Here is a 24,379-nt window from a genome sequence, read left to right as displayed (position 1 = left end):
ACGTAAATTCCAGTGTTGAGAACTCTCGCGACAAAACCGTTCCTTTCCGATTTTGGAATTTTGATTCTGAGAGTCTTCACCGGAACACTTCTTATCCATCACGGATATGAGAAGTTGGCAAATATCGAAAATTTTGCTGATGCATTTGTGCGGCCTCTCCATCTCCCTTTTCCCATTCTCCTTTCTTACATCGCAGCGTTTTCCGAGGTTATTGGGAGCTGGTTGTTGATTACGGGGTTTCTGACGCGTTTTGGTGCCCTTGCGATCATGGGCACGATTTCGGTCGCTATCTATCACGCCATCATTACTGCTGGTTTCAACATCTATCTTTTGGAATTATTAGGTCTTTACTTTGCTTCCGCTGTGGCGATTCTGGCCATGGGCCCCGGACGCTTAGCCATCGATGAATTGATTGTTCGTCGCTTTAGTCCAGAGCTAGAGCGTGAGCAATCCGGTCCAATCGATACCGTGATATCCGACGGTGTCGCATAAATTTTAGGTGCTCAAGGAAGGGTAAATCCCGACTGAAGGTGTTTAACATCGAGCATGACCCAGCTCAACCAGATCACAACGCCGATCACCCCTGACACGGCTGCAAACTTTCCGACGTTGCGGAGTAACAGTTCGGCCACACTCATTTCGCGCAAGGTTCTGTCCCAATCAGACTCCATCCTGCTCGATCAGTGTCACTTTGATATACGTTCCTCTCGATTCCCCCACGGTCAGCCTGCTGATTGTGGGGTTTTTCTTAGCAGTTCTTCAAATCTGGTGGATTCGCTCCTTGCTGTTTAGAAACTCAGCGCGTCAAAAAGCTCTGCCCCTGAGCTCCCAACAGTTTCGAAAAGACTTGGAGCGAATATTCAAGAATGAATTCTGAGTGCTTGGGCGTGTTGTTCCCCATGATTGAGGGCGTGCCTCGTTTTGGCTGGTTTGATGGGGTGTCTTGATATTCGCGAATTGGAGTCAGATCAGATTCCAATCGTGACCGACTGGTCCCGTCGTGAGGGATTTGCTCCAGGTCTTGGAGGTATAGAGATTTATCGGCACACGGATCGTCAAGGCTTGTGGATTGCCTGGCTTGATCACGAGCCGATTGGATGCATTGCAGGCGTCCGGTACAACCCTGATTACGGATTTATTGGCTTGTATCTCGTCGTGCCCCATCAGAGAGGTCACGGGTATGGCCGACAGCTTTGGAAGCATGCTCTCGATCACCTTTCCGATCTCACCTGCATTGGATTGGAGGCAGCACCTGCTCGAATCTTGGACTATGCGGGATGGGGATTTGAATCATCTTCGTTAACCACCCGTTGGCGTTGCTTCAACGAGGGCCACGCCATTGACTTGAGGGGGGAACTTCCAACCGGTTTGCATGTGCTGGAGGGCAGCCATATTCCCTCAGAGGCTGTTCAGCTGTACGACGCCCAACGAGAGCCCAGTCCTAGGCCTCATTTCCTTGCTGATTGGCTTGGACATCCGTCGGGTCAAGTTCTTGCTCTCCTGGATGAGAACGGAAACTGTCATGGTTTTGGTCGCATTCGCCCATGCCTTTTGCAAGACGATGAAGGCTGGCGCATCGGTCCCCTGCTCGCCGATTCCCCTGGGTTAGCCGTGTATCTGATTCAAAAGCTTCAGCAACGCCATCCAGGGGTGCTGTTGATCGATACCCCTGGTTTCAACGTTGCTGCAAAGGGGCTCATGGCAGGTCTGGGTTTTAAGACTGAGTCAGAAACCATGCGGATGTATCGAGGTGATCTGCCGAAACTGGCTTTAGATGATGTGTTTGCTCTTGCCTGTTTGGAGTTGGGTTGAGTGGTACGGCACTTTGGCCTGTTCATCTTCAAACAGGCTTCATCCAATCGTTATTTCTTTGCTGCGTAGACGACGGCTCCACCTGCAACAAACGTCAGCACGCCAGTGGTGAGCAGGAAGCCAACCAACAGAGTGAAACCAATCAAGGAGCCAAGAAGCGACATCTTCACGCGCAGAAGCTTGGACTTCATCAACATCATCATCAAGATCACGATGGTGGCTTTAAGACCAGCTACCTGGCCTGCACGGATCAGGCAAAACGGATTAAGTAACAGCATTCCCTCGGTTACAAACGAACTTCGATTCTGACGAGTTTGATCTCTCATCCGTGAGATCTTTGATTGATGTCTTCCCTCACCCATGCCATCAGACTTAGATGATGGGTGTTATGTGTGGTCGTTTTGCCCTTACTGCCGATGCTCTTCAGCTCCCGCAGGTTCTACGGGAGCGGATGTCTGATGTGCATCTCGCGCGCTACGCGCCCCGGCAGCTCATACGCCCTTCTGAACCGGTGTTGGGATTGCGTCGAGAGGAGTGCAAAACCGAAGCTGCGCTCATGCTTTGGGGGTTGATCCCTTCCTGGGCGAAAGACCCCTCTACTGGACCTAGACCCATTAATGCTCGCTCTGAGACTGTTGCTGACAAAACAAGCTTCAGAGCGGCTTGGCGCCATCGGCGATGTTTAATCCCAGCCACTGGATTTTTCGAGAAAAATTATTTTGTAAGCCGTCTTGATCAACGTTCCTTTTGGATCGCTGGATTGTGGGAACGCTGGCTTGGTTCGGATGGGAGTGAACTTGATACCTGCACGATTCTCACCACTGCGCCGAATGCTCTCATTCAACCCCTGCATGATCGAATGCCTGTGTTAATTCCGGATGGTCTGGAAGAGGCGTGGTTAGCCGTCGCTGATGGGCATGACCTAAGGGCTTTAGAACCACTCCTGATGGGTTGGGATCCTCAAGGTTGGAAGGTGGACCCCATTCAACGGCGCAGGAATGAGCCCTCTCCATCGTCCATTCAGGGCTCGCTCTTTGAGATCAACTGAACTCGGATCAACAAATTAATGCTTATCAATCAAGGCTAGTTTCCTTCAATGATTTGCAACTCAGTCTCGAATCCGTTGTTCCCTGAGGCGTCGCATGCTGTTGCGGGGCATCATTCGATTGTCCCTCAGGGAACGCAGAGGGGCGTCTCGATTTACGGTTCTTGGGTTCGAGCTGATGAGCAACATCAATGCCATTAAGCCCAGCAACGTGATTCCAGACCTGATCGGTGTGAGCATTTTTCAATCCACCGTAGCCGTCACCACAGTCTGTTCGAGTGGTAGCAATTCATCGTCGTCGTTCGCACGACTACGGACAGGAGCATTGAATCCGCGTGCTCTTGGGTTTTTGACATCAAAGGGGCCTGGAGTGCCTTTGGGAACGGCGAGGCGGAGGGCAAACGCTTGCGACCCTGGCTCAACATCTCCAATAGACCCAACCCTTGTGCGGTTTTGAAGCACTGGCTCACCGCTTCGATCAAGAATGCGTGCATAAACATCCGTATCCACGACAGCGCGTTTGCTGGGATTCACGACCGTTCCGCTCAGGACGTAGCAGCTAGCGCCCTCTGGACTTGTGATGTTGTTGCGGGTATTTCCAAGCGCCTGACCTGGTTGTGCGCCTGGATCATTGGCATCGCAGGGAGCTAAGGCCACGTCAGTCAACCGCAGCTCTGCGGCCAGCACGGGCGTCCCGATCAGCAAACACACTGCGATCAGGATGGAAGTCAAAGAGCGCCGAAGCATGGCATGGAGTGGGGGCAGACCTTCACCATGCCGCAGTGAGGTGCTTCTTTGAACCTTTGTTCTTGAGGTTGTCAGTCAATGTCGTGGTATGAGGCACCGTTAGAAGAGCTTTTTGGTGAAGGTTGAGTGATTTTTTGTTGGAACAAAGTGTCCTGGTATTGATGTCTAGGTGAATCAATGAAAATGCAATTGCTTTTATTGATGACTTTGTTTTTGCTGCCAAGTTGATGCTTGAATTCCTAGTAATTGCTTCTTGCTGAATTGTATGCTTGGCTTTTGTCCTTCGTATGATTACTTGTAGGCGGAAAAATTTGTTTTTGCTGTTTTAAGCGCCTCTTCGCAAGCAGATCGATCTTCGGAATCGATATCCCCTTGGCTTCCATTCAGTCTCGCTTCCAGGAAAGCGATTTCATCGATCCAATACTCTTTGTTTTTTTCTGACTCGTTGCTCATTTGTCTTTGACGGCTATCTTTCTATTCTCTCTTCATTTAGAGGAATTTGCAAGATGCTGCCCCGTTTCCTTAGTCCATTCGACTACCACAGTTGAAAATTCTTCGTCTCTGTCGGTGAAGGTGACAGCTTTTGGCTAAGAGAAACTGCCGTCAGGACTGGTGCAATTACTCCGATCACAATAGTGGATGCAATGAGCTGGCGAAGCTGATTGTGTTCAGTATGGCCATAATGAAACCCCTTAAGAGCGCTTTTCATGCATCGGATGTGTTCTTTTAGAAATAATATTAAGCCGAATCTTGTTGTTCTTAGAGTTTTCTGAAGGATCAGTTGAATATGAATGAAACCTGAGACTTCTGGAGTTGCACTCACTCCTTTGGTCTGTCTCTTAGTGCATGAACATGTTTGGTTGACTCAGGACAAGTTGAATGGCTCGTCGGCTGCTATCGACGGCCAAGACAATGGCCAGTCCTCGTAGACAACGAACCAACACAGCCGAATCAAAAAGATCGAGGCGCCTTGCTGTCCATTGGGCCGCCAGTGCTGCCACACTTCCCAGCGTGAGTCCCATCCAAGGAATGCCTCGGCCCTCATGCAGAAATTGCAGGGATGCTGCACTCGCTGAGCACAACACTGCGACGGTGCTGAGTCGAATGGCTTGATGGATCGGGACTGAAAAAGGCCCACTCATCAGTGGGACGAGCACGAGTCCTCCACCAAGACCAAGCATGCCCGCTGTCCAGCCGGCGATGCAGCCCACACCAGCCAGCAGGGGCGCGGAGGTTTCTTCCGTTTCCAAGCAAAGTGGCTCTTTTTCCTCTTCTTTTTCCTGGTTCTCTTCTTCTCCAGCCTCTTCCTCAGCTTGTGGCGGCTCTTTGATAGAAAAGGCCAACAACACATAGACCGCTGTTTGCATTGCCAACAGCACCCATCCAGCGGCAAGGCCACCAAGCCCTCCAAATAAAAATGCTGATCCGAATCCTGCTAAGCCGATGGCTAGGGCTGATCGTGTTGGCAGGCTTCCACTTTGAAGATGGACGATTGTCCCTGCTAGAGCGGTGGGGACAATGGCAAAGCTGCTAGTGGCGAGCGCTTGATGAGGAGGCAGGTTGAGCCAGAGCAAAACCGGTGCAAAAATGAGACCACCGCCGATTCCTAACAATCCAGCCAACCCTCCTGCCAAGAGTCCGAGGCTGATCAAGAGCGGAATATCCCACCAAGGCACCACGGCATCTGTTTACTTGCTGTTGCAGCATGCTTTGAAAGGCCGTCGCAATGTGGCTTCTGAGCTCAGATGGTTACTGATGTTGTTGGCTAATCCCGATATGAACCACACAGTTGCCACTGCGGCTCAGAGAATGTTAAAAAGGTATATGGATAGGTAAAGGATGAACCCCGCTAAGCAGCATCGAAAGCTCCATAAGCTTCAATCTCGGGCAGAGGAGTGCCTCACAAGAGGGGAGGCACAAAAAATCTTGAAGAAAGCTGCAAAGGCACAGAGGAAACTTGAGCAGGGTCCTTCAAGTGAAAATGAGACTGAATCAGAAGTTCGTTGACGTATTTGTTTCAAGCTTAACGAAGTAATATCCATGAATAATTGCATCAACTGTTCTAAGTTAAAAATATTGATATAAGGAGCTTTCGTATTGGTAAAAAGTCTAGTTTTTATTCAAAAGAGGGACATCGCTTTAATCTTTGACACCTTTTTGGGGTCTAAACCCTGTAGGTCTGTTGCTTCAATGAGATTTCTTTTCATCATTTCTGCGAGACAGAAAAGGATCGTGTCGTAGTTGAATTCCATTCTCCCTTCGATCTCGTACCTTTCAGTGCTGAGATAATCGTGAAGTGAGCAAACTGATTCCAGCGAGTTCAGGGATTGACTCTTGGTTTGGATCACACCAATTAAAACAGTCACCGCGCGCTCATTGCCTTTGTGGAAAGCTTTACGAGCGATTTCTGTTTCTGTGGAAGGCCAGTCAACTTGCGTCATGACGTGAATCAAAAGGGATGGTGTTAGCCGGAGTTTCAGGCCGTCTGACTCAATGGGGATCGTTGACGCAAACGCGGAAGATCAAACCAGGGGGTGGACGGTGATAGGTGATGTTCGCGATGATATCCAAAGTGATAGCAAGCTGCGAACGAGAGCAATGGGTGGATCGTCAAACTCCTTGGTGTCTGACGGTTGGGGTTGTTTTTATTGAGGTGATGGGGAAACCAGGTTCCAACGAAAAAGAGTTGCAGGGCGCTCAGGATTAAAGGGAGGGCACAGAACACAGCAACGGATAAAACGGCTTGTTGATCCGTTGAAGGGTTGAGAATGGTAAGTGCCATCCAAAACAAAGCCAAAATCGTGAGGGCTCCGGCATTCATATACCGACTCATGAAATCCCCAAACCATCTCAAAACGGAATGATCTGGGTGGCTTTGGTAATCAGGATCGCGCTCTGTTTCCGCCTTTAAGTGATGGAGAGCATGATTACTTTTGCATCGTCGATAACTGAGACCCGCATAAAGAATGAGTGCTACAGCTCCAATGCAATGATTGAGTTTTAATCTTTTGGGCGCAAGGATTCCATGCATGGCATCGTGGCCAATAATGAACAAACCTGTTTGAACAAAAGTTCTCAACAAAACCAGTGGAATGAGTGTTGCAAGCGGCAAAGATTCAAGATTTAATGACAGGCAAACCACAAGTGTGATGAGCCAAATCGCCGCAATTATTGCGGCGAAAATTAAACCGAGATCACGCTGCTGAACTGATTCAGCTACCACCAAGTTTCAGAAGTTCAGCTGGTGATGCCAAGAGGTCGATGGCAACAAAGTAGATTTTGTCGTTCTCATCTAGTAGGAAGCGCCAAGCAACATTCATGCCAACTTCACCTCCAAACCAAGGCGTTTGAACTTGTCCAGTAACCTTGATTTGATTGAAACCGCCATCGGTGGGTTCTCCATAACCACCTTTAGGAAGCAGCTTTAGATTCTGACAATCCCGCTTAAAGAATTTCAGAATCGCATCAGTGCCCACAATGGGTCTTTGGAAGGGAGGTTGGAGCGCTCCATCCGACAAGAACAGCTTAATCAGTGCATCAAAATCATTGGAGTTAAGCAGTTCCATGTAGTCCAAAACCGTTTGGTTCAGGACCCCTGGGATAAAGACCTTTTCGCGAGCCTCTGAAGGAGTCGGATCGACGATTGGTTCAGAAACAATGGCTGAATCATCGTTGTCAGGGTCGAAACCCATATCGACAACGAAATTACGCAGAATGCTGATTTGCTGTCCTTGTTCAACTTTCTTGACTGATTCAAGAACGGCGTTGGCATTGGAAGACAACTTATAACCATCGGGAATTGGTGCAACTTTGCCTTGACGCATCAGTTCGCCAAGTTCGTACCAGAATCCCAATTTCACATTGATCGACCAGAAGGCATAACGCTTTGAAATTGGAGCATCAACCTTTCCAGCTAAGTCGCACATCACGCGACTTTGCTCACTGAAGCTCATCCCTGTAATTTCATCCAAGGTTGGCTGGGCGATTGCCATTCGAGCAGCGCCAGGAGCGGCCACGGTGATCGTGCGTCCCATCTCTAAGTAGGCAAACCAGATCAAAGCGAGTTGATCTTCTGCACTCAACAGCTTATAGCGAGCAGTAATCGCTGGAACGGCGTCTGCTGTGCGTGTATCTGGAAATATTTGCGCGGCCTTATCGATCGTGAACATGGAATTACCGCACCTGAAGGTGTTTGTACTGTAACACTCTGTATCGAAAACGTCGCGCTTTGGGCGCTGATTTGGTAGCTCCTACGTCATTTGCCAGCGAACGATGCTGTCCCACTGATTAGTGGGCAACAGTCTTTGTATCACTGCAGACGCGGCTCGGTGTCCGCAGAGGTATTGCGCTTTTGGAGTGCGAGCATCCAAGGCCTTTTGGATGGTTGCCGCCACAACGTCTGCTGGAGATGCCCTTTTGAACCCCTCCTGCCAATTTTCTTCCACTTTCCTCATCATGGGAGCCCTAGCGAGGTCTTTTTGGGCTTCGGCCATGGAGTTCCTCGTGAGAATTTCGAAGCGAGTTGCAATTAAGCCGGGTTCGATGACGACGACGTTGATTCCGAATTGGTGAAGCTCGAGACGTAAGGCATCGCTGAGCGCCTCTAAAGCAAATTTGCTTGCTCCTTACCACCCGGCTCCAGGGGTAACAAATCGACCCGCGATCGAGGAAAGATTGATGACCGTGCCTTTTCCACGCTTTCTCATTTCCGGTAAAACCAACTGAGTGAGTGCGATGAGACCGAAGACATTGACCTGAAACGGGTTTTCAGCGGTCTGAATTGGCATAGTTTCGATGGGACCAACATCTCCAAATCCAGCGTTGTTCACCAGGGCATCAAGAGCACCAAATTGTTGATGGATATGCGTCACAACGGCTTGCCTTGATTGGATGTCCGTGATGTCAAGAGTCAGCACTCGGCCCCTAACTCACGAAGATCATTCAACGCTTCTGTTTTTCGTGCCGCAGCAATCACCTTCCAGCCTTGAAGAAGGAGCCGTTGAGCGGTGGGCTTTGCCAATTCCGCTAGAGGCCCCAGTGATCAAGACAGTGCGTTGTGGCTTGGTCATCCGGGGCTGATATGGAAGAGTGCGCTTAGGCTGACAACGATGCCATGAAACAGCTTCCAGGCCGATCGCGTCCTCGATGGCAGCAACAACTTATTTCTGGTCTTGTTTTTGGTTTGGGATTGGTGTTGATGGCGGCGTTGCTACCCGTCGTCTTGCCGATTCTTTTGATTGCTGGCTTGTTGGCCGGGCTCGCCCTGATCCCGATCTTCCGTCAATTGCGCAACGAACTCGAGCAACTTGACCAGGTTCAGAAGAAGTCGTCTGAGCGCATCCCCATGGATGTCACCCCTTGGCAGCAAAAATTGTGGGATAGATGGAAAGCGTCGCTGAATCGACGTTCATAGGTCGCTGTCATCGTCAGGAGTACGAACCACGGAGATGGTGCGAGCTCCGAATTCGTCAAGTGCAGCGGCCCATGCTGCCGCGTGGTCCGAGGCAAACACGGTGATCGAGCTGACACTCTCACCCGTGAGTTTGAAGAAAACTGTGAATCGCTGGGACATCGCTCTCCAGTCGATACCAAGATCACTGTGGCATTTTGAGCACGATCATCGCCTCAATCACGGTCATCTTCGCTAGAGAAGGTGCATCAAAGCTCTAGCGGACAACATTCCCCATGCAGACCCCATCTCAGATGCGTTCGGTGACCCCAGGAGGGCCTGAAGGAGGGCTGGTCGCGATCCTTGGTCTCGTCTTAGCCGCTTTGTTGTTGCTCGCTCAGGCCTTGTTTGTGGTGCCAGCTGGTGAAGTTGCTGTTGTGACAACGCTTGGCAAAGTCAGTGGTGCTCCACGTCAGCCTGGCTTGAATGCCAAAATTCCCCTCGTTCAGCAGGTATGGCCTTTCAGTATCCGAACGCAAGTACGGCCTGAAAACTTTGCAACTCTGACGAAGGATTTGCAGGTCATTGAGGCCACGGCCACCATCAAATACGCGTTGCGGGCTGATCAAGCTGGTCGTGCTTACAGCACGATTGCAAGCAGTGACCGGGATGTGTATCCAAGAATCATTCAGCCGTCCTTGTTGAAAGCACTCAAGTCTGTGTTTTCTCAGTATGAGTTGGTCACCATCGCTTCTGAATGGAATGACATCTCAACGCTCGTTGCAGAGACAGTTGCCGACGAACTTGATCAATTTGATTACGTAAAGGTGCTGGGTCTTGACCTCACTGGACTGGAAATCGCCGAAGAATATCGTGCCGCGATTGAGCAGAAACAGATTGCTGAACAGCAACTTCTCAGGGCCCAAACCGAGGTGAAAATTGCTGAGCAGGAAGCTTTGCGCTACGACACCCTGAACAAAAGTCTTGATGACCGTGTTTTGTACAAATTATTCCTCGATAAGTGGGACGGTATGACTCAGGTTGTTCCTGGTCTGCCAGGTACCAATGGTGGTATGCCTTCTGTGATCGTGGGATCGAAGAAGTAAATGGTTATGATTTAAGATGCTTTTCGGCTAAATTTTGACCTTTTTTTGGCATTTTTAGTCGAATTGCTTTGATTGAATCACTCCTATCTTGATGGTTGTAGTGGTTTCTTTTTGCTGCAGGAACGCTCTCCCGGTTTTGTTCAGAGTTGGCGTTCTTGAGTTTAGTACTCATGGCAATGGAAAAGTGGGTACGATGAAAGCAATGAAATGGTGAAGGTTTTATCAATGTTCCCAGACAGAATTTTTGGGCTTGCATTGCTGATCTTCCAACCAGCGACCACGAGGAGAAAGCGTGAATCACCATGTTGTTCGTGGGCTCTTGGTTGTGCTCCTTTTGGGTGTGCTTACCCACTGCGCATCCAAGACCCAAGTTCGCGTTCGCTACAGGGTCGTGCCTCAAGGTTCGCCTGAGCTGTATCAGCTTCCAAAACAGAGACCTTCCACGCGTGGCCTCCTGCTCTAAATCCCGTCATCGATGTGGCTAGAACCCAGGTTTGTTCCTGTTAGGAAATATTTGATGCTGCCTATTCGGAAATTTTGCTAGCTGAAGCATCGTTTAATGAGTGTTTCAGCGCATTTGTTCAATCGCTGATTGTTTCCCAATGAACTTTTGATCCGATGTTCAAGCTGTTTCCCTGTCAGGACATCATCTTTCCACGCATAATCATTGAGCTGTGTGACAGCAGGCTCACCCTATCCACGAACGGTCGTTCAAGTCACTTAGAAGAGTCTTGACCTGTATTGAGCATCGTCCATGCAGAACAGTTTTAGCAGGGAACTGGCACGTTCACTCGTGGTCATGCTCTTAGAAATGCAAGCTGAGATACGTGAGTTTTCCTATCAAATGGACCTTGAAGAACAGCACTTTCAAAAAGCTCAGGCACGATCTGGATCCACGGGCAGCCCTTTTAGTGTGAGTGCGAATTGACGGGCAGCAAGCAACCCTGGATACAAATATTTGGCTCTTTTTTTATTTTGAAAGAGGCCGTTGAGCAAGGTCAATAGTGGATCGCTCGGTTTGAGCTGGCTGCAGAGAATTGAAATGGCTTCGCTTCCGTGCCAAATTTGATCTCCATCCATCAAAACGGCTCCCTCACTTAAATTGAATCCCCGTCTACGTAAATCGTTGCGGAGATCATGTTCAAGCCTTCCGTCCCGGATCAGCAGATCTGGAATGCCTCCTTTTAGTTCGCTGCGCAATGCAAATGCTTTGCAGAAAGGACAGCCACCGTCGTAGACGAGCGTCTTCAGAAACCCCTCCAGCCGTTCGTTCGGTAAGTTGATGTCATTGACAATAATTTAGATGGCGGACAAGGAGCTACTCAAGGAAGTCGGGCAGGAGTTGTGGGGTTCTGTCAAGAAGCTGCGCCCGGGTTTGCCTCGTGAGTCTCGATTGGAGCTCACCCTCAAGGCCTTGATGGTGATTGGTGATCTTTCTGATCAGCTTCAGGCTGCGGTGGTTGTGGGTCTTATTGCAGAGCAAGAACCGCCTGAAAACGAACCTGAGGGCAAAGATGTCACCACCAGCGCTGATAGCGAATCCGAGGTGGATCAGACCCCCGATGGTCGACGCGTCGTGCGTCGTCGATCACGTGCAGCAGGGTAACCAGCTAGGACATTTCGATTCCCTGCATGACGGGGAGATTCATCAGCTCCAAGACACGTCAGAACGAGTCCTGACGTGTCTCCACCTTGGTCACAGGATGGGTTAGTTCAGCAAGTCCTTGCCTCGGCTGTGAATGCTGCGCGCGTATTCCGTCCATGCTCCTTGTCCCCAGTAACGAAAGCAGCTTGTTTCCAGTAAAAGCAGATGAAGCAGCGCGTTTCGGTAACTTCCCCCCGTTGTGATCGATGGATCTTTTGCTGTTTGCTGGTCGAAGCGTTGATGAAAGTCTGCGCTGAGTTGATTCATCGGTTCCAAGACGTTGTCGTAGCCCTCAACCCAACTGAGGTTGTTAGTCCAAGAGGCCCCCTCCATCGAGAAGCCGCTGTTATTGGCTTTGAGTTCATCGATTGCTGCGTTTACGTTTTCACGCGTCGAACAGCTGCCCACCTTCTCCCATAGCTGGTGCTGCTTCACGGCTTGTACTTCGGGGAAATCGGAGGCCGTAACTCCTTCCTGTTCAAGAAGTTCGAGCCATTCACTTCCGTTGATCGCCACCGTTTGGGCTTGTTCGTTGTCGGATGGGTTGCGATTGGATGCTTTGCGGTGCGCTTGAAGGAATGCTTCAGGGAATTCATTCATCATCACCCCCCCGTTTTCGCCATCAGCGATTTGGGTCACCAAGGATGGAATGTGTCTGTTTCCAAGCGGTTGTTTCTCAAGGGTGAGAGCCTCGTAATACGGCTGCATTTGGCCCACGAGCTTTGTGTCTGAGCCTTGTGTCTTGATTAAGACTGTGATCCTTGCAATGTCTCCTGTTGAGCTGCGTGCAACCAGTTGGTTGGGGAGATATCTCTGTGCATGGGAAAGAGGGGATCCATCCGGGTTTTCGACGCTGTGTTCTTGAACCATTAACCAGCTGTAGCCGCATTCATTGAGGGCTTGAATGAAGGCATGAAGGGTGTCTGGGTGATTGGGAAGATGCATTTCCGGTGGTGAAAACCCTTTCACCCTCTTGAGTGCCTCTTCCCCAAAGAGATCAACAAACTGGTGTTGCCAGGCACTGATCTGAAGCTTGAGATCCGGAATCGGTGTTGATGGAGCCACCGCATGGCTCCAGAACGTACCCAGCCATTCCACGTGGCGTTGCATCTCCAGATCACAGGCGAGATAGCGGAGTGCCCCCGTGATGTCTTCACGGCCCATCTGGTGAACTCCCCAAAGGAGGTTTCCGGAATAATCGAGCATGATCCTTGGATTGCATCCCTCGCTGATCAGCTGCGGAATGAGATCAGCCATCCGTCGGTAGCACTGCGCGAAGGGTTCCGCGTTGTGGTTGTCTCCTTCTCCCTGGTTCTCGACCATGTATTGCAAATGGGAAACCAGTTCTCCGCTTTTGCCGGCGGGAATCGTTGGCTGATGCATGTGCAGAGCACAGGCAAAAGCTGAGCTGATCCTGGGAAGTCTCAAATTGGTGTCTTGGAGCCAGACGGGCTCGCGGTTCTGCAAAAGGGAATGCAGATCGGCTTCGCGGCCGGCGATCGCTGGAGATTGGTAATGGGTCATGACTTGATTCGTACTCCATCAAGCCTTCGACGTCAGCTCACGACCGATTTCATGTCTTGTTGAGGTTCTTGGGATTCGCTGGTAATCGATCCCTTTGTGCATTGATTTCGTGTATCAGTAAACGGAGAAAAAGGGCATGGGACATCTGTTTTGAGCGCTCTCCAGTCATTTTTGGAGCACTTGCAACGCGATGGTCGTTTGCAAAGCCGTGTTCAATCGGCAATGACAGCTGCTGAGGTTGCGATGATCGCTCAGGAGCTTGGCTATCCCGTGTCAGGAAGTGAGCTGCTTTTGCTATCAGGTAAGTCTCTGAGAGGGATGCGGGTGGTTCGTGTTGATCATCCTGGTGAATACCCACACCGTTACTGAGTCAAGCTTCTGAGTAGAAACACCGATGTGTTGAGAAGATGGCATGCGCCATAACGAAAGAGCCCATTGGGAAGGGTTCAGATCAAGCTTGATGAATGCGTCTCGTGGGCCGTGGCCGGGGGGTCACGGCCTTTTCATTGGTCTGTTGCCTCTTTGATGGATGCGTTTTATTCCTGGTCAGAATTTCCTTTGAATGTGCTGAAATCTTGAAAAATGGCGGTTGTTTGTCTCTATCACCACATGAATCATCCGTGATCCCGAAGACTTCTGATCAATGTGAGTGGTTTGCACCATGTTTTGCAGGTTGGGTGCATATGTTGAGTACATATGAAAATTCATTGATGAACAGAATTAAGGAGCTGAGCTCTTCCGGTTGGATGGATCACGGATCCAGAACAACAGAAATAGAGGCTTTTAGGGCTGCGCATGCTCTCAGTCAGCAGGAAGGACAATCCGCGAGAGTCCTCAACCCCTTGGATGAGATGGTTTGCATCATGAACCGAGCTGGTTCGACTGCGATTCAAACTGATCACGAGTTGGTGGCTTAACCGATGGCTTATTTCAGTCACTACAAACATTTCACGATTCGCTACAAGATGTCTGATGGCAGCAAGCAGGAGGCTTGCTTCTATGCATCCGATGCTTGGGAAGCTCGCATCCTTGCCATGGAGTTTTACGAACACATTCGGCGATGGCCTAACAGCATTGACCTGATCCATGAGGTGGGTTGCCGCTTCTGATCACTCACTGCCGAATCTTCCATTAAGTCAAGAAATCGCAAGGAATGGGGTCAGAGGCTTGAACTGGCTCCAAGATTGACTTCATGACATTGACTCACTGTCCTCTTTGTATCGGCTTAGCGCTGCTCTCAGCGATTCGAACCACGGCTCATCTGGTGATGATGGTTCAGCTTGAGCGTCGAACTGCAGAGCAGTTTGAGCATCCAGCCAGCGTGCTTGGAACGGTATTTGAACTCTGAGCTGTTTGACAGATGATGCGCACACGATGAGTACTTGCTCAGTGGTGTGCGTCCTAGAGACTTTTTGGCGCAAGGCCCCATGGAGCTTGTTGGAACTGAGGCGTCTCGATGCTTGGCTGTTGCTTCGGGCCGATTCGTCTTGGCATGCGGATTGATGACGACTTTTAGGATCCTCCGATTCTGAAAACTTGTCGAATAATAAAAAGTTGGGACAACGATCAATAAATGGTGAATTGAAAGTTCAATACAAGATTTGAAAGCTGCTTTTACCAGGCTTCTTTATGGAAATTACTATCAGTAGAGGATGAGAATTGAAACAAAGTCTTTTAAGGGAGGGAGTACCAGTCAGTAGTCACACCTAACTGGAAATCACACTCTCCTTCTCCTTGAATATCAACGGAACCAACTTGGTCGTCTCGTGGATCGTATCTTTCGAGGACACAGGCTTGGACAAGCGATGAATCACTTATTGGCGATGACCCAGGCAGTGGCGACCCGTTGCTTTAAGTAGAGATCCGCAAGGTGCCTTGCAAGCTGTTGCAGTTCCGCCACGTCGGTGGTGGAGTCAATTTGACGCTTGATGGATTCGGTTTCGAACTGCTGGGAAAGAGTGGCTTCCATGGAAGTGACTAGAGATGACACTATCTTAAAAATTCTTCATGAAGACCGCGGGCCACGGTTGGCCGACGGAGGCGCCAAGATGTAACGAAATCGTTACAAACCCCGTGACCGTCGGCGAACTCGTGCTCGAAACCCTTTCCACCGGAGTGATTACGGAAGATGAGGTCACTTGGCTCACTGATCATCTTCAGACCTTTTCAAGGCCTGAAGAAGCAGCTGCGCTTCGTTTAGGTCGTCTTATGGATGAGGGACAAGTCAATCTCGGATGCCGTGTCTCCAAGCGCTGGCTGCATCACCGTGAGGTCCTAGTGGATTGGATCGAACCTCTGGGACGCCACAGCTGACTGGTCTTTTGAGAGACTCCTGTGTCATGTCCATGAAGACCTAGACAGAGTGATCACTCCGACTTGAATTGAGTGATTGTTTTTATTGCCTGTCTGTCAAAGCTCCAAGATAAACTTTGACTGTTACTCTTAATTCTTTTGCATTGGTTTTGGCTGTTGAGGCTTTTTTGGGCTTTAAAGCATGGTTATTCAGAAATATTAGGGCCGCAAATCTTTTTAGATTAGGTCGTTTTGCTTATTCCATGAGCTTTTTGCTAACTTTTAAGCCTCAATCAAGGCTTCGCTGGATTCTATAATTAAAATACCTTTATCTGAGATCTGAACAATATGCTCGGTAAATTTCGTCTAGCGAATAGGCTTGAGTTATCGATAGGAATTGGTTTCACCCTGATTGGATTTTTTGTTGGCTCACTTTTGATTAGAAGCACGTTAAATAATAAAATCAATCTGGAATCACCCCAAGAAGTGAGTGAGCCTGTTCCCAAGCCTTATGTGAGTGAAGTTTCTCCTAGTCGTAAGTCTCCTAATACAACAGACCCGCAAGAAAAAGATATTAACCATACACAAAGTAAGAATCTACTCGCTGCTCCCTCCGCTTCCAATGATGAATTCAGTCGTTTGTCTCAGGAAGAGAAGAATTGCGTGATTTGGAAAAATGCATATCCTGAAGCTGCTTATAAGCTCAAGAAAGGGGATGCATGCTACTGATTTTCATTCCCATAGTTTTTATGCATGTTTCTATACGCAGATGACCTGAGTGAAAGATCATGCCTGCCTGTTTCTCTTGTGATTCGTGCTGCGCTAAGCGTTGGATTGCTTAGCTCACTCGTTGCTCCTGAGTTCTCAGCATTTCATAGGCTTTCCACAAGCCATCCACTTCTGAGCAGGTCAATTCCTTGTTACAAACTCGATATTTCCCATTCCCAACGGCATCAATGGTTGAACCTTTGGATGTTGCGCAGATTCTGCTGAGAAAGGTCACTGGAATGACTCAGTTACCTTTGGTCTAGATCAGGATCTAGGCATTGCGCACGTTTTTCAGCCGTTCCTTTTCAGATCGAAATAGATTTTCGCGGAGAATAAAGACTGCTGCGTTGACCGACTGCATGGCGTCGATGCGCGCAACACATCCCAAGATGTCCAGACCGTTTGGTTGCATTTGAATTTAGTCCTCTAAAACTTCGATGGACATAGTTTTAAGTCAATATTTTCTGCTTTCTGTCTTATTCCATTTGAATTTGTTTTGCTTGATCCATTGAATTGATGATCTGAAGCCTCACACTACAGTCCATACCTACTTATTATGGTGAAAAAGCCAAATTCAATGAAAGCAGTTTTCAATGGTTGCGTTCTTGCTGAAAGCGACGATATTGTTTATATGGATGGGAATCCTTATTTTCCTCGTGAGGCTATGAATTCTGAATATTTTCGCGATTCTCGACACACGACGGTGTGTGGATGGAAAGGGAAAGCACGCTACTGGGACCTCATTGTTGGCGACCATGTGATGACTAATGTGGCTTGGAGCTATGAAACACCAAAGCCTAACGCTGAGTCGATTCGTTATAGATTTGCTTTTTATTCCGGCAAGGACATCATTGTTTCATAAATCATCTAAAATATCCTCTAGCTCTCTAAGAATGAACGGCTGATTACTATTCATCGCTAATAGCAATTAAATAGATTTAGTTTTCTTTGCATTTTCAATCTTTGTCGGCTTTCTGTTGATAGCGTATGATTGAATATGGATGATTTTAAGTACATGGTAGATGAATCATCTGAAGCTTTGCGGTCAATCTCTGACGGCTTAGATGCTAAATCTCCTTCGTATCGTATTGTTCGCGATGATCTTCAAGAAGATTCGATCACGAAGTTGAGATTTGCTAATTACGATGACGCCTATGATGAATTAGAATGTTTTTATGGAGATCTTTGTTGCTCTGATGAGCGGGTTGAATACTTAATCGTTTCGATCTGACCTGATCTTTTTGCCTCGTGTGAGCTTTGGCTTCTTCATTGTCTTGGTTTGATGCGCTAGATCGCTGTCACATTTTATTGTGACGGCTGGTTGTAGATCTTCGAAAATCTGTTTGGCGTGTTTTTTGCTTTTAAAGCTTTACACAATGTAGTCACAATCTTGAGTAAATCGAAACTCATGCACTCTTAGGGTGTCTTGTCCCTATGCTTCTCGCATCACAACTCAATGTGATGCAAAAGGCTGGGTGATGGGGATTGCTTGGTTTCAGGCCGCTCATGTGTTGAGCGGTTTTTTTGTGGTGTCACGTATCTCTCTTGCCCTCGTTCAATGCTTTGAGCCATTTTATAGAGCTTCAATGTTGTCTCCTGTGTATGAATGAACAGGAGTTTGACGTGAATTCAACTGGCTTTTCTTTTCTGTACTCGCTATAGTTTGTTTCATTGTTTTTATTTTTGTGAATCCCACCAAAGTTTTGCGTGTAATCGTTATTGTTGCTTCTCTCGGATTAGCTATTTTGGCGTTCCAACTCACGAGTGGATTGAACGATTCTGATTCTTCTAATGAGCTGCAAGAGGCTATGCCTGCTCTTCAACAATAATGCGTCGATTCACGCGCTAGTGATTCGAAAACAGCTGTTTTTTGCATGCATCGAGTGTGATTGTATATCTTACGTTGTGCTTGTCGTCCACAACTCTATAAATTTTGCCGGTGGCCATACATTTTGTCCGAGCATCAACAAATGCTTTGAACTCAGTTTCTCTGGTTACTTCTGCTGTCCAGCTTTCATCAGACAGGTGCTCAATCGTGTACATCTAGGTCTAACCATTATCGATATGTTGGCCTCTCGTGGGACAAAAGCGTGCGATCTACCGATTAACCTTGGGATCAGAAATAAATTATGAATTAATCAAATGCATTTCTGTATTTTTTATTTAATTTCACTTGTATCGCCGCTGTCTTGTGCGAACAGCTTGAAGTGGTGGCCTGGATCTGGTGATGGATTCATCTTGTACTTTCTGTTGGCTCCAGGCACCGAGTTTGTCGCTCAAAGGCTTGTGCCTGACTCATCTTGTTGAGCAGCTTATGGATGTCATGGGCAGAAAGCTCTCCATTCGATGCCCACTTCATCGATGACAATTCGTATTTTTGAAGAGGTGAGGGCACCGACCAGTCCAATAATTAATTGAGCTTACGTTGGATCTTGAAATTCAAACGGGCTCAATCTCTCTTCTGCCCTTCAGAAATTCTGTAATTCATTGTTTGCCTGATGGGCTTTCCCTTGATCCCATGGTTTTTCGTGGATTTTTTCTGTGTGACTCTGACGGCTTGCCGGGGCTGTGGCGGTTGTGGCGTAAAGGTGCGCTGATCTGTCTATTGCGCTACGGGAGCTCAAGGGAGCATGATAAAGAAAATCTGTAGTTATCTCTCGTGGCTCACGGACCCTGTTGCCCCCTCCATCAATCCACCCTTGATTCACCCGACTATTGGACTGATCCAGCTTTGATGCCATCGGCACTCCCAGCCTCTTCCTCGGAATGGCGACGTTGGGACATTGAGAGTCGGAACCGTCACGCGAAGTGGGCGGCCCGTCATGGCCAATGACCGCCGACATCCGATCACGGCTAGGCCTTGTTGGCTTTGACGCGTCTCTTGCACGATGCATTCAGCAGCTATCGAGGCTTTGTGATGGGGGTGATTGGCTGTGTATGGAGGCTTTGGTGCAACATTCTCTGAATGATGCTTATTGATGGGTAGAAGTCTTGCACCTGCAAGGATTTAATGGTTAGACGTGTTGATGATGCAAGCTTCGATGCTTGCCTTCCAATGTGCCCTATCAGTTCACTCGATAAGGCAGACTGTATCTAGGTCTAGGATCCAAGCATGGCAACAGCAGAAGAGAAACGCACCATTACGAAGAAGCGCCTTCAGGAACTCCGCAATATGTGTCGCGAACACTACAACGTTTTGATTGAAGAGGGCACCATGCCAGATGCCGCTGATGTTCGTGTGACCAATCAGAAGCTTGAGGAGTTGATGGAGCTCCTTGATGGAAAAATTAAATGGGATAATGCTTGATTCTTGCTTTCTATCGTTTAATTCCTAGTTGTTCTGTTTTTTTAATAGTTTTTAATTTGGTTTGCAATCAAAAAGAGGTGCATAAAGCCTCTTTTAGATTGCTTCGACTAATCAATCCTCGCTATCTTCACTGCCTTCGGGGATGAGACGGATTTGCTTTCGACCTAGCTTGATGGTGAAATTGTCGCCAGGGCTTAGATCAAGCATTGCTGTATAAGCTTTACCGATTAATAGATTTCCATTGCCTTGAACTCTGGCGATGTAGCTGAGCTTGCGTCCGCCTTTGCCAATTTCTCCTGCTCCGCCTCCGAGATCAATGCCTTTGGCGTTCAGAAGAGCTTCATAAAATGCAGTGAAATTTACACGATCACCTCCGTCTTTCTTCTTCGAGACGTAGCCACACTGAGTGGCTAAATCGGTCTTTGATACATCGCCAAGATCTTTGACCTTAGCGAGCAGGTCTGCACCAGTAAGCATTTGGGAATAAGCCTCAACAAACTATTATTAACAGCGCATCCTCATCTAAGTCAACTCTTTGGATTGATTTGATTTTTCTTTGTGTATTTGAGACCTGTGGCTTGTCATTTCGATCCAGAAGTCTTTTGTACCTTCTCGTTCTCTAGGTTTGACTTTTCCTGTCGATGTTATTGCTTCGCTTCTTCGACCTCTGTGCGCTTGCTTCAGGATTTGTGTGGTAACGGTTAGGTGGTCGGCGGACCTGGAGGCCTCCACCTGGTCCTGGTCTCAGCTTGCCGAAGGATCAAGATCATGCAATTGGGACAATACGCGTGCGGCCAGTCCCCTTGAGATCCTTCGTTCAATCAACAGGTTGCAAACCCAAGTAAAAAGGGGGAGGTTGGCTGGGTTTGCAGTTAGTCGGTCTTGCAAGAGCATCAGCTCTCGTTTTGTTTTGATTCCTCGTAAGGCATCAATCAGCATGTCTTCGCCTGTTGTGGCTTGAACTGTGCGTTGAGCTGTGCTGGTCATCTGCCAAAGGCATGTGTTCTCTTGTTCTGGCACGTCTTGCGTCGACTTTGCAAGGCTTTGTCCTACTGATCAGCCAGCTTTTCAAGGGAATTAGCCGTTCGATACAACTGGTGTGATGCCTGTGGGCTGATTCCGTCAATGGAACTCGCTGAATAGATGCTTCCATCCCAAGCCAGATACTGAATCCCCTTGTCTTCGCTCCACATCCAACCGAGAACATTAATAAATGCACTGCCATCTCTAATGGCGTGGACGTTGGAGAAGGCTTGAAACTCGCTGGGAATGTTCATTGCGATTTTGATTATTGGCATGCTCGTCGTTTGTAGCTTGGCAACGGATGTCTAGAAGAACCACATCCGTTGCAAGCTGTCTTCACGCTTTCCTTAGCGATTGCCTTTCCATCGCAGCATGCTGATCCAGATCGCGAACAGCGTTCCAACGGGGATCACGATCACGAGGAGCTGAGCGACCACCAATTGTCGTACCTCTGGATCCATGGTGTCCGCTCTTTGTGATGAGTGCCTCGCTTTTAGTTGTTTTGATTGGCTGGAACGATGGTCATTCCGATGGGAGCTATCGCAATCAAAGCGAGTTTGATGTGCTGAATCCCGAAGGGGATCCCAATGATGGAGACGAAGCAGGCCAGTGCTGAGGTGAGATGACCTATGGCCAGCCACCAGCCAGCCACTAAAAACCAAATCATATTTCCGATGAGACCCATCCGTCCGGTGCCTAAATCAACGCGTCCATTGAGCTCTCGTCGATTGATGGCTTCAAACCCAAAGGGCCATAGAGCAAATTTACCAATCACAAAACACGAGCGACTCCAAGGCAGGCCCACGATGCTGATGGCAGAGAGGAGACCCGCCAGCCACCAGCCCAAGGCCATGGGCAGGCCACCAAGAATGACCCAAACAATATTGAGAATTGATTTGACCATGCACGTATTCTTACCAAATCCCAGGAATTAAGCGAAAACTTGTAGATTTGTAATTCGAAAAATCCTGATATTTGATTCTCATTGATGCATCTTTTTCGCGTATGCGTTGTAAGTACAAAAGAAAAACTGAGAGTGGCACCAAGAATGCCCACAGGGAACCTGCTATCACGCTAAAACTTAGGTAGCGCATCAAATCGCCTGTGTAATTAACATGGCGTACACTACTTCAGATGCCGGTACGAACCAAGCCCGTTCCGCTTTCTTTGGCTGTTGTTTTTTGAATGTCTGCAGCTGTGTTGATCAGGCTTCCGAAGTAAAAAAGTGGAATTGCCGTTGCCGTAGCTGCGATGGAAAGCTCTGTTGAATTTGTAAAGGCTAAAAATGCTGGTAGTGAATAAAATACTCCAACAGTCACAATTGCACCAATAAATCCAGAGAAATCAACTTTTTCTGTGAAAATCTGCTTCCGACGCTCTGGATAAATCCTTTGCTCTATAAGCCACCATAAGCAATAGCTAATGTGTATACATGCGTATAGGATTTGCCGCTGACTCTCGATACCAAATAGTCCTATTAAGCCAAGAATCAAAAGGATCGTGACCGCTTTTGCCCAATTGATTGCAGTTAATTGTGATGTCATTGTTGATGCATTGTTATTTTCTAAGCAGTTTCAACACAACGAAAGCTGTGCAGATGGCGAGGATCCACCACAGCCAGGTTGAACTCGTAACGATGGCAATGGCAATCCCTATGACCAAGAAGATCAAAAATTGATTAAGGGTCATGGGCCACAGGTATGGAATTCCATTCTGAATGGGACTTAGTCCCTCTTCAATCAGTGATGGACGCTTCGGGTCGATCCTGGCCCGGGAAGTGCACGACTAGAAGATCTTCGCCGGTGATGGAACCGTTGGCGTCTAGGAGTTCGGGATGGGTGGTTAACAACCCTGTCCGGTCTGTCCGGCGTCTTGAATTGGTAGGGGGCGTAGAGCTAGAGCTCAAGCGCATCATTCGAAAGGCTTGGACCAACAGGAAGACGAAGACGCTTCCATAAACCAAGGGAAAAAGTGCAGAAAGCATGTAACGAATCACTCTTATTAAGAAATATTAATGAGTTTGTCGTTGATCCGCGTTTCTGAATCAGCTGGAAACCGGAAGCTTCGTTGGTTTTGCTCGTGCCTTGGGCCAGCTTTGGGTCATGACGATCTCCCTTCAGCTTGCCGTTGCTCGATGCACCGCTCGCGGTCTGATCAATGGAACGGCTGCCGCCGATTACAGCGAGGTCATCACCCTCCACCGAATGATGCAGCTTGAGGGTGAAACGGCTCTTGCTGCAGGCTTGTTAGCGCTGGCGCGCTCTTTGAATCCATCTGAGGCGATGCGTGATGTCTCTGCCCACAGACGACATCCCTCGGCGGAAGGGAATGCTCGACGCCTTTCTAATGACTGATGGCTTGATTGTTTGAAGGGTTTGATGGGTGTAATAACCAGCTTTGGAGTTGGCTCACACACTCGGATGTTGATTCATAGGGAAGAACGTTGCGTCCATGAATGCTTGCGCTCACAGCAGTTGGCATCTGCTGCTCATAGGTTTGGATGCGTTCTCGTGCGTCATCCCATTGCTTGGAACGGCCGATTCCGGTGGCCTCTTGCCCGAACAACAGCCACACAGGTTGGTTGATTTTTTGCCATTGACTGATCCATTTGCGTCTCCAAAAACCAGCCAAAAAAGAAAATGTTGCCCAACGCGTGCTCATGTTGGCTGCTTCTTGCTCCAACGTGTCGAGCCATTCGTCGTCAACGTCTTTGTTGTTGGCAAATAAATTATTGACAGAAAACGATTTTAAAAAGGCTCGACGGCGTGCATAGCGAAAAAACAAAAAGCCGATGGGGCCCTGAAACAGCAATCTCCAGATCCATTGAGATTGTGTTTGCGGAAAGGGTTCCTCAAGAATGCGCCAACTCGGTGGGCTGATTGCAACCAGGCCGGCGACGAGTTCCGGTGCGGACTTGGCTACAGCCAAGGCAATGGGAAGAGAGGCTCCTTGTGAGACCAGGACCGTTGGTGTGTTGGTTTGGTCTCTTAGAAGATCGACCAGTGGGGCCGCCCAATCTTCGGGGGCAAGCTGTTGATTTGGATGCTCGTTGTCACCGCATCCGAGTAGGTCTGGAGCCAGCAAGGTCGTCGTGTCGTCAGAGGCTTGCCAACACCTGATGAAACGATCCCAAAAGCGACTGGATAAACCAACCCCAATGGGATGAATGAGAAGCAAGCGTGATGAGCTCAAGACCCCACACCGCAGGCAATACGAGCACCACCTCCACCTAGGGGAGGCGTATCCGTATAGGTGTCTCCCCCTGCATGGACCACCAGAGCCCGTCCGCGCAGGTCGGAGGCCTTGAGCCGTGGTGCCACCACGCTTGTGGAGGTGTTGCCATCTCGGTCCACCACTAATCGGCTGAGGTCACCGCGATGGCCATTCCCGAAAGGTCCGAGATGGGTGTCGGTTTGATCTGGATCCCAATGTCCCAGCGCTGCAAGGCCTGCGACGGAGTCTCCTTCTGCGTTGGTTTGTGCAGCGCACTCATCGCCAGCATGCAAGTGGAACCCATGCTCGCCCTCACTCAGTCCACTGAGTTCAGGAATAATCACCAATCCTTGATCCGTGTCTCGTGCACTAATCGTGCCGATGGATTCGCCGATTCCCTCACTGGTGATGCTGTTGATCGTGATTTCAATCGCGCTGGCTTGCACGGTTGCAGGCATCAGCAATGCCAAACACAGAGCCAGGAGTGCACCAAGTCGGTACATGGGGT

Annotated in this window: 38 protein-coding genes and 1 pseudogene; 16 read left to right on the top strand and 23 right to left on the bottom strand. The window is 48.7% G+C overall.

Translation table 11 applies throughout. The features are described 5' to 3' along the window. The first annotated feature begins 12 nt into the window (after positions 1 to 12). Positions 13 to 492 carry a DoxX family protein gene (locus SynROS8604_RS09885; RefSeq protein ID WP_186543855.1) on the top strand — a complete coding sequence of 160 codons (480 nt, stop codon included), beginning with the start codon at positions 13 to 15 and terminating at the stop codon, positions 490 to 492. Positions 493 to 503: 11 nt separating this feature from the next. Here the strand turns inward: SynROS8604_RS09885 and SynROS8604_RS09880 are convergent, their stop codons facing one another. Next, positions 504 to 647, bottom strand: coding sequence for a hypothetical protein (locus SynROS8604_RS09880; protein WP_167897106.1), 144 nt, complete (start codon positions 645 to 647; stop codon positions 504 to 506). A 286-nt stretch (positions 648 to 933) separates the two neighbouring features. On the opposite strand from SynROS8604_RS09880, the gene SynROS8604_RS09875 reads away from it, so the two are divergent. Continuing rightward, the gene (locus SynROS8604_RS09875) at positions 934 to 1,812 is read left to right on the top strand and encodes a GNAT family N-acetyltransferase (protein WP_186543854.1); all 879 of its coding nucleotides are present in this window, start codon (positions 934 to 936) and stop codon (positions 1,810 to 1,812) included. Positions 1,813 to 1,862: 50 nt separating this feature from the next. Here SynROS8604_RS09875 and SynROS8604_RS09870 read toward each other — a convergent pair whose 3' ends face one another. After that, positions 1,863 to 2,090 carry a hypothetical protein gene (locus tag SynROS8604_RS09870; RefSeq protein WP_186543853.1) on the bottom strand — a complete coding sequence of 76 codons (228 nt, stop codon included), beginning with the start codon at positions 2,088 to 2,090 and terminating at the stop codon, positions 1,863 to 1,865. A 110-nt stretch (positions 2,091 to 2,200) separates the two neighbouring features. On the opposite strand from SynROS8604_RS09870, the gene SynROS8604_RS09865 reads away from it, so the two are divergent. After that, positions 2,201 to 2,860 (top strand): SOS response-associated peptidase, encoded by a 660-nt coding sequence (locus SynROS8604_RS09865; RefSeq protein WP_186543852.1) that lies wholly within the window; start codon positions 2,201 to 2,203, stop codon positions 2,858 to 2,860. A gap of 240 nt (positions 2,861 to 3,100) precedes the next feature. On the opposite strand, the gene SynROS8604_RS09860 is transcribed toward SynROS8604_RS09865, so the two are convergent. From SynROS8604_RS09860 to SynROS8604_RS15930, 8 genes and pseudogenes are all read right to left on the bottom strand, one after another. Further along, positions 3,101 to 3,604 carry a hypothetical protein gene (locus SynROS8604_RS09860; protein WP_186543851.1) on the bottom strand — a complete coding sequence of 168 codons (504 nt, stop codon included), beginning with the start codon at positions 3,602 to 3,604 and terminating at the stop codon, positions 3,101 to 3,103. 291 nt (positions 3,605 to 3,895) lie between these two features. Further along, positions 3,896 to 4,057: a hypothetical protein gene (locus SynROS8604_RS09855; protein WP_186543850.1), complete on the bottom strand. Its 162-nt coding sequence runs from the start codon at positions 4,055 to 4,057 to the stop codon at positions 3,896 to 3,898. Positions 4,058 to 4,443: 386 nt separating this feature from the next. Further along, positions 4,444 to 5,283, bottom strand: coding sequence for a sulfite exporter TauE/SafE family protein (locus SynROS8604_RS09850; RefSeq protein ID WP_186543849.1), 840 nt, complete (start codon positions 5,281 to 5,283; stop codon positions 4,444 to 4,446). Between the two features lie 441 nt (positions 5,284 to 5,724). Continuing rightward, positions 5,725 to 6,045, bottom strand: coding sequence for a hypothetical protein (locus tag SynROS8604_RS09845; protein ID WP_186543848.1), 321 nt, complete (start codon positions 6,043 to 6,045; stop codon positions 5,725 to 5,727). Positions 6,046 to 6,080: 35 nt separating this feature from the next. Further along, positions 6,081 to 6,746, bottom strand: coding sequence for a fatty acid desaturase (locus SynROS8604_RS09840; RefSeq protein WP_255445299.1), 666 nt, complete (start codon positions 6,744 to 6,746; stop codon positions 6,081 to 6,083). 70 nt (positions 6,747 to 6,816) lie between these two features. After that, positions 6,817 to 7,773, bottom strand: a complete 957-nt coding sequence (locus tag SynROS8604_RS09835; protein ID WP_006853156.1) for an orange carotenoid protein N-terminal domain-containing protein — start codon at positions 7,771 to 7,773, stop codon at positions 6,817 to 6,819. A gap of 81 nt (positions 7,774 to 7,854) precedes the next feature. Further along, on the bottom strand, positions 7,855 to 8,097 hold the full coding sequence (locus tag SynROS8604_RS15935) for a hypothetical protein (protein WP_255445317.1): 243 nt from the start codon (positions 8,095 to 8,097) through the stop codon (positions 7,855 to 7,857). A gap of 30 nt (positions 8,098 to 8,127) precedes the next feature. Next, positions 8,128 to 8,520: pseudogene (locus tag SynROS8604_RS15930) on the bottom strand (SDR family NAD(P)-dependent oxidoreductase); the annotation flags it as partial. Between the two features lie 197 nt (positions 8,521 to 8,717). Between SynROS8604_RS15930 and SynROS8604_RS09825 the strand changes: the two are divergent. Further along, a complete protein-coding gene (locus SynROS8604_RS09825) occupies positions 8,718 to 9,017 on the top strand; it encodes a hypothetical protein (RefSeq protein ID WP_186543846.1) in 300 nt (99 codons plus the stop codon). On the opposite strand, the gene SynROS8604_RS09820 is transcribed toward SynROS8604_RS09825, so the two are convergent. After that, entirely contained in the window at positions 9,012 to 9,176 is a 165-nt protein-coding gene (locus tag SynROS8604_RS09820; RefSeq protein WP_006853153.1) for a hypothetical protein, read from the bottom strand. The genes SynROS8604_RS09825 and SynROS8604_RS09820 overlap by 6 nt on opposite strands. Positions 9,177 to 9,289: 113 nt before the next feature. Between SynROS8604_RS09820 and SynROS8604_RS09815 the strand changes: the two genes are divergently transcribed. Beyond that, on the top strand, positions 9,290 to 10,099 hold the full coding sequence (locus tag SynROS8604_RS09815) for a prohibitin family protein (protein WP_255444999.1): 810 nt from the start codon (positions 9,290 to 9,292) through the stop codon (positions 10,097 to 10,099). 4 nt (positions 10,100 to 10,103) lie between these two features. On the opposite strand, the gene SynROS8604_RS09810 is transcribed toward SynROS8604_RS09815, so the two are convergent. After that, positions 10,104 to 10,451 (bottom strand): hypothetical protein, encoded by a 348-nt coding sequence (locus tag SynROS8604_RS09810; protein WP_186543845.1) that lies wholly within the window; start codon positions 10,449 to 10,451, stop codon positions 10,104 to 10,106. Between the two features lie 524 nt (positions 10,452 to 10,975). Next, positions 10,976 to 11,299, bottom strand: coding sequence for a hypothetical protein (locus SynROS8604_RS09805; protein ID WP_255444998.1), 324 nt, complete (start codon positions 11,297 to 11,299; stop codon positions 10,976 to 10,978). 103 nt (positions 11,300 to 11,402) lie between these two features. Between SynROS8604_RS09805 and SynROS8604_RS09800 the strand changes: the two genes are divergently transcribed. Continuing rightward, entirely contained in the window at positions 11,403 to 11,705 is a 303-nt protein-coding gene (locus tag SynROS8604_RS09800; RefSeq protein ID WP_186543844.1) for a TIGR03894 family protein, read from the top strand. A 102-nt stretch (positions 11,706 to 11,807) separates the two neighbouring features. Here the strand turns inward: SynROS8604_RS09800 and SynROS8604_RS09795 are convergent, their stop codons facing one another. Then, complete coding sequence (locus SynROS8604_RS09795; protein ID WP_186543843.1) at positions 11,808 to 13,268, bottom strand: glycosyl hydrolase family 57; 1,461 nt, start codon at positions 13,266 to 13,268, stop codon at positions 11,808 to 11,810. A gap of 150 nt (positions 13,269 to 13,418) precedes the next feature. Here SynROS8604_RS09795 and SynROS8604_RS09790 point away from each other — a divergent pair, with 150 nt between their 5' ends. From SynROS8604_RS09790 to SynROS8604_RS15925, 4 genes are all read left to right on the top strand, one after another. Beyond that, the gene (locus tag SynROS8604_RS09790) at positions 13,419 to 13,637 is read left to right on the top strand and encodes a Nif11-like leader peptide family natural product precursor (RefSeq protein WP_186543842.1); all 219 of its coding nucleotides are present in this window, start codon (positions 13,419 to 13,421) and stop codon (positions 13,635 to 13,637) included. A gap of 551 nt (positions 13,638 to 14,188) precedes the next feature. Next, positions 14,189 to 14,377, top strand: coding sequence for a hypothetical protein (locus SynROS8604_RS09785; protein WP_006853144.1), 189 nt, complete (start codon positions 14,189 to 14,191; stop codon positions 14,375 to 14,377). A gap of 83 nt (positions 14,378 to 14,460) precedes the next feature. Further along, the gene (locus SynROS8604_RS09780; RefSeq protein WP_006853143.1) at positions 14,461 to 14,616 is read left to right on the top strand and encodes a hypothetical protein; all 156 of its coding nucleotides are present in this window, start codon (positions 14,461 to 14,463) and stop codon (positions 14,614 to 14,616) included. A 26-nt stretch (positions 14,617 to 14,642) separates the two neighbouring features. Beyond that, the gene (locus SynROS8604_RS15925) at positions 14,643 to 14,771 is read left to right on the top strand and encodes a hypothetical protein (protein WP_255444997.1); all 129 of its coding nucleotides are present in this window, start codon (positions 14,643 to 14,645) and stop codon (positions 14,769 to 14,771) included. A 307-nt stretch (positions 14,772 to 15,078) separates the two neighbouring features. Here the strand turns inward: SynROS8604_RS15925 and SynROS8604_RS09775 are convergent, their stop codons facing one another. Continuing rightward, entirely contained in the window at positions 15,079 to 15,237 is a 159-nt protein-coding gene (locus SynROS8604_RS09775) for a hypothetical protein (protein WP_006853141.1), read from the bottom strand. Positions 15,238 to 15,341: 104 nt separating this feature from the next. On the opposite strand from SynROS8604_RS09775, the gene SynROS8604_RS09770 reads away from it, so the two are divergent. The 5 genes from SynROS8604_RS09770 to SynROS8604_RS09750 all read left to right on the top strand — a co-directional run bounded on the left by SynROS8604_RS09770 (position 15,342) and on the right by SynROS8604_RS09750 (position 19,635). Next, entirely contained in the window at positions 15,342 to 15,581 is a 240-nt protein-coding gene (locus SynROS8604_RS09770) for a hypothetical protein (protein WP_006853140.1), read from the top strand. A 327-nt stretch (positions 15,582 to 15,908) separates the two neighbouring features. Further along, complete coding sequence (locus tag SynROS8604_RS09765; RefSeq protein WP_186543841.1) at positions 15,909 to 16,289, top strand: hypothetical protein; 381 nt, start codon at positions 15,909 to 15,911, stop codon at positions 16,287 to 16,289. Positions 16,290 to 16,905: 616 nt separating this feature from the next. Then, positions 16,906 to 17,190 (top strand): DUF427 domain-containing protein, encoded by a 285-nt coding sequence (locus tag SynROS8604_RS09760; protein ID WP_186543840.1) that lies wholly within the window; start codon positions 16,906 to 16,908, stop codon positions 17,188 to 17,190. A gap of 1,797 nt (positions 17,191 to 18,987) precedes the next feature. Further along, positions 18,988 to 19,161 (top strand): hypothetical protein, encoded by a 174-nt coding sequence (locus SynROS8604_RS15485; protein ID WP_222930095.1) that lies wholly within the window; start codon positions 18,988 to 18,990, stop codon positions 19,159 to 19,161. 279 nt (positions 19,162 to 19,440) lie between these two features. Continuing rightward, positions 19,441 to 19,635: a hypothetical protein gene (locus SynROS8604_RS09750; protein WP_006853133.1), complete on the top strand. Its 195-nt coding sequence runs from the start codon at positions 19,441 to 19,443 to the stop codon at positions 19,633 to 19,635. A gap of 111 nt (positions 19,636 to 19,746) precedes the next feature. Here SynROS8604_RS09750 and SynROS8604_RS09745 read toward each other — a convergent pair whose 3' ends face one another. From SynROS8604_RS09745 to SynROS8604_RS09720, 6 genes are all read right to left on the bottom strand, one after another. Continuing rightward, positions 19,747 to 20,112 carry an AbrB family transcriptional regulator gene (locus tag SynROS8604_RS09745; protein WP_186543839.1) on the bottom strand — a complete coding sequence of 122 codons (366 nt, stop codon included), beginning with the start codon at positions 20,110 to 20,112 and terminating at the stop codon, positions 19,747 to 19,749. A gap of 267 nt (positions 20,113 to 20,379) precedes the next feature. Beyond that, positions 20,380 to 20,622 carry a hypothetical protein gene (locus SynROS8604_RS09740; RefSeq protein WP_186543838.1) on the bottom strand — a complete coding sequence of 81 codons (243 nt, stop codon included), beginning with the start codon at positions 20,620 to 20,622 and terminating at the stop codon, positions 20,380 to 20,382. Positions 20,623 to 20,684: 62 nt separating this feature from the next. After that, the gene (locus SynROS8604_RS09735) at positions 20,685 to 20,912 is read right to left on the bottom strand and encodes a hypothetical protein (RefSeq protein ID WP_038013368.1); all 228 of its coding nucleotides are present in this window, start codon (positions 20,910 to 20,912) and stop codon (positions 20,685 to 20,687) included. A 239-nt stretch (positions 20,913 to 21,151) separates the two neighbouring features. Next, a complete protein-coding gene (locus SynROS8604_RS09730) occupies positions 21,152 to 21,562 on the bottom strand; it encodes a YccF domain-containing protein (protein ID WP_186543837.1) in 411 nt (136 codons plus the stop codon). A gap of 226 nt (positions 21,563 to 21,788) precedes the next feature. Beyond that, complete coding sequence (locus tag SynROS8604_RS09725) at positions 21,789 to 22,202, bottom strand: hypothetical protein (protein WP_255444996.1); 414 nt, start codon at positions 22,200 to 22,202, stop codon at positions 21,789 to 21,791. A 191-nt stretch (positions 22,203 to 22,393) separates the two neighbouring features. Then, positions 22,394 to 22,642 carry a DUF2973 domain-containing protein gene (locus SynROS8604_RS09720; RefSeq protein WP_186543836.1) on the bottom strand — a complete coding sequence of 83 codons (249 nt, stop codon included), beginning with the start codon at positions 22,640 to 22,642 and terminating at the stop codon, positions 22,394 to 22,396. A gap of 118 nt (positions 22,643 to 22,760) precedes the next feature. Between SynROS8604_RS09720 and SynROS8604_RS09715 the strand changes: the two genes are divergently transcribed. Beyond that, positions 22,761 to 23,012, top strand: a complete 252-nt coding sequence (locus SynROS8604_RS09715) for a hypothetical protein (protein WP_186543835.1) — start codon at positions 22,761 to 22,763, stop codon at positions 23,010 to 23,012. Here the strand turns inward: SynROS8604_RS09715 and SynROS8604_RS09710 are convergent. Together SynROS8604_RS09710 and sodC are read right to left on the bottom strand one after the other, a co-directional pair. After that, positions 23,002 to 23,850 carry an alpha/beta fold hydrolase gene (locus SynROS8604_RS09710; RefSeq protein ID WP_255444995.1) on the bottom strand — a complete coding sequence of 283 codons (849 nt, stop codon included), beginning with the start codon at positions 23,848 to 23,850 and terminating at the stop codon, positions 23,002 to 23,004. The two genes, SynROS8604_RS09715 and SynROS8604_RS09710, sit on opposite strands and share 11 nt — an antisense overlap. Further along, positions 23,847 to 24,374, bottom strand: a complete 528-nt coding sequence (gene sodC / locus SynROS8604_RS09705) for a superoxide dismutase family protein (RefSeq protein WP_186543834.1) — start codon at positions 24,372 to 24,374, stop codon at positions 23,847 to 23,849. The genes SynROS8604_RS09710 and sodC overlap by 4 nt, the downstream gene beginning before the upstream one ends. Between the last annotated feature and the right edge of the window lie 5 nt (positions 24,375 to 24,379).

The sequence above is a fragment of the Synechococcus sp. ROS8604 genome (assembly GCF_014279655.1).
GTDB lineage: Bacteria > Cyanobacteriota > Cyanobacteriia > PCC-6307 > Cyanobiaceae > Synechococcus_C.
Note: the sequence above shows the minus strand (reverse complement) of the source record. Positions and strands in the feature narration are given on the sequence as shown.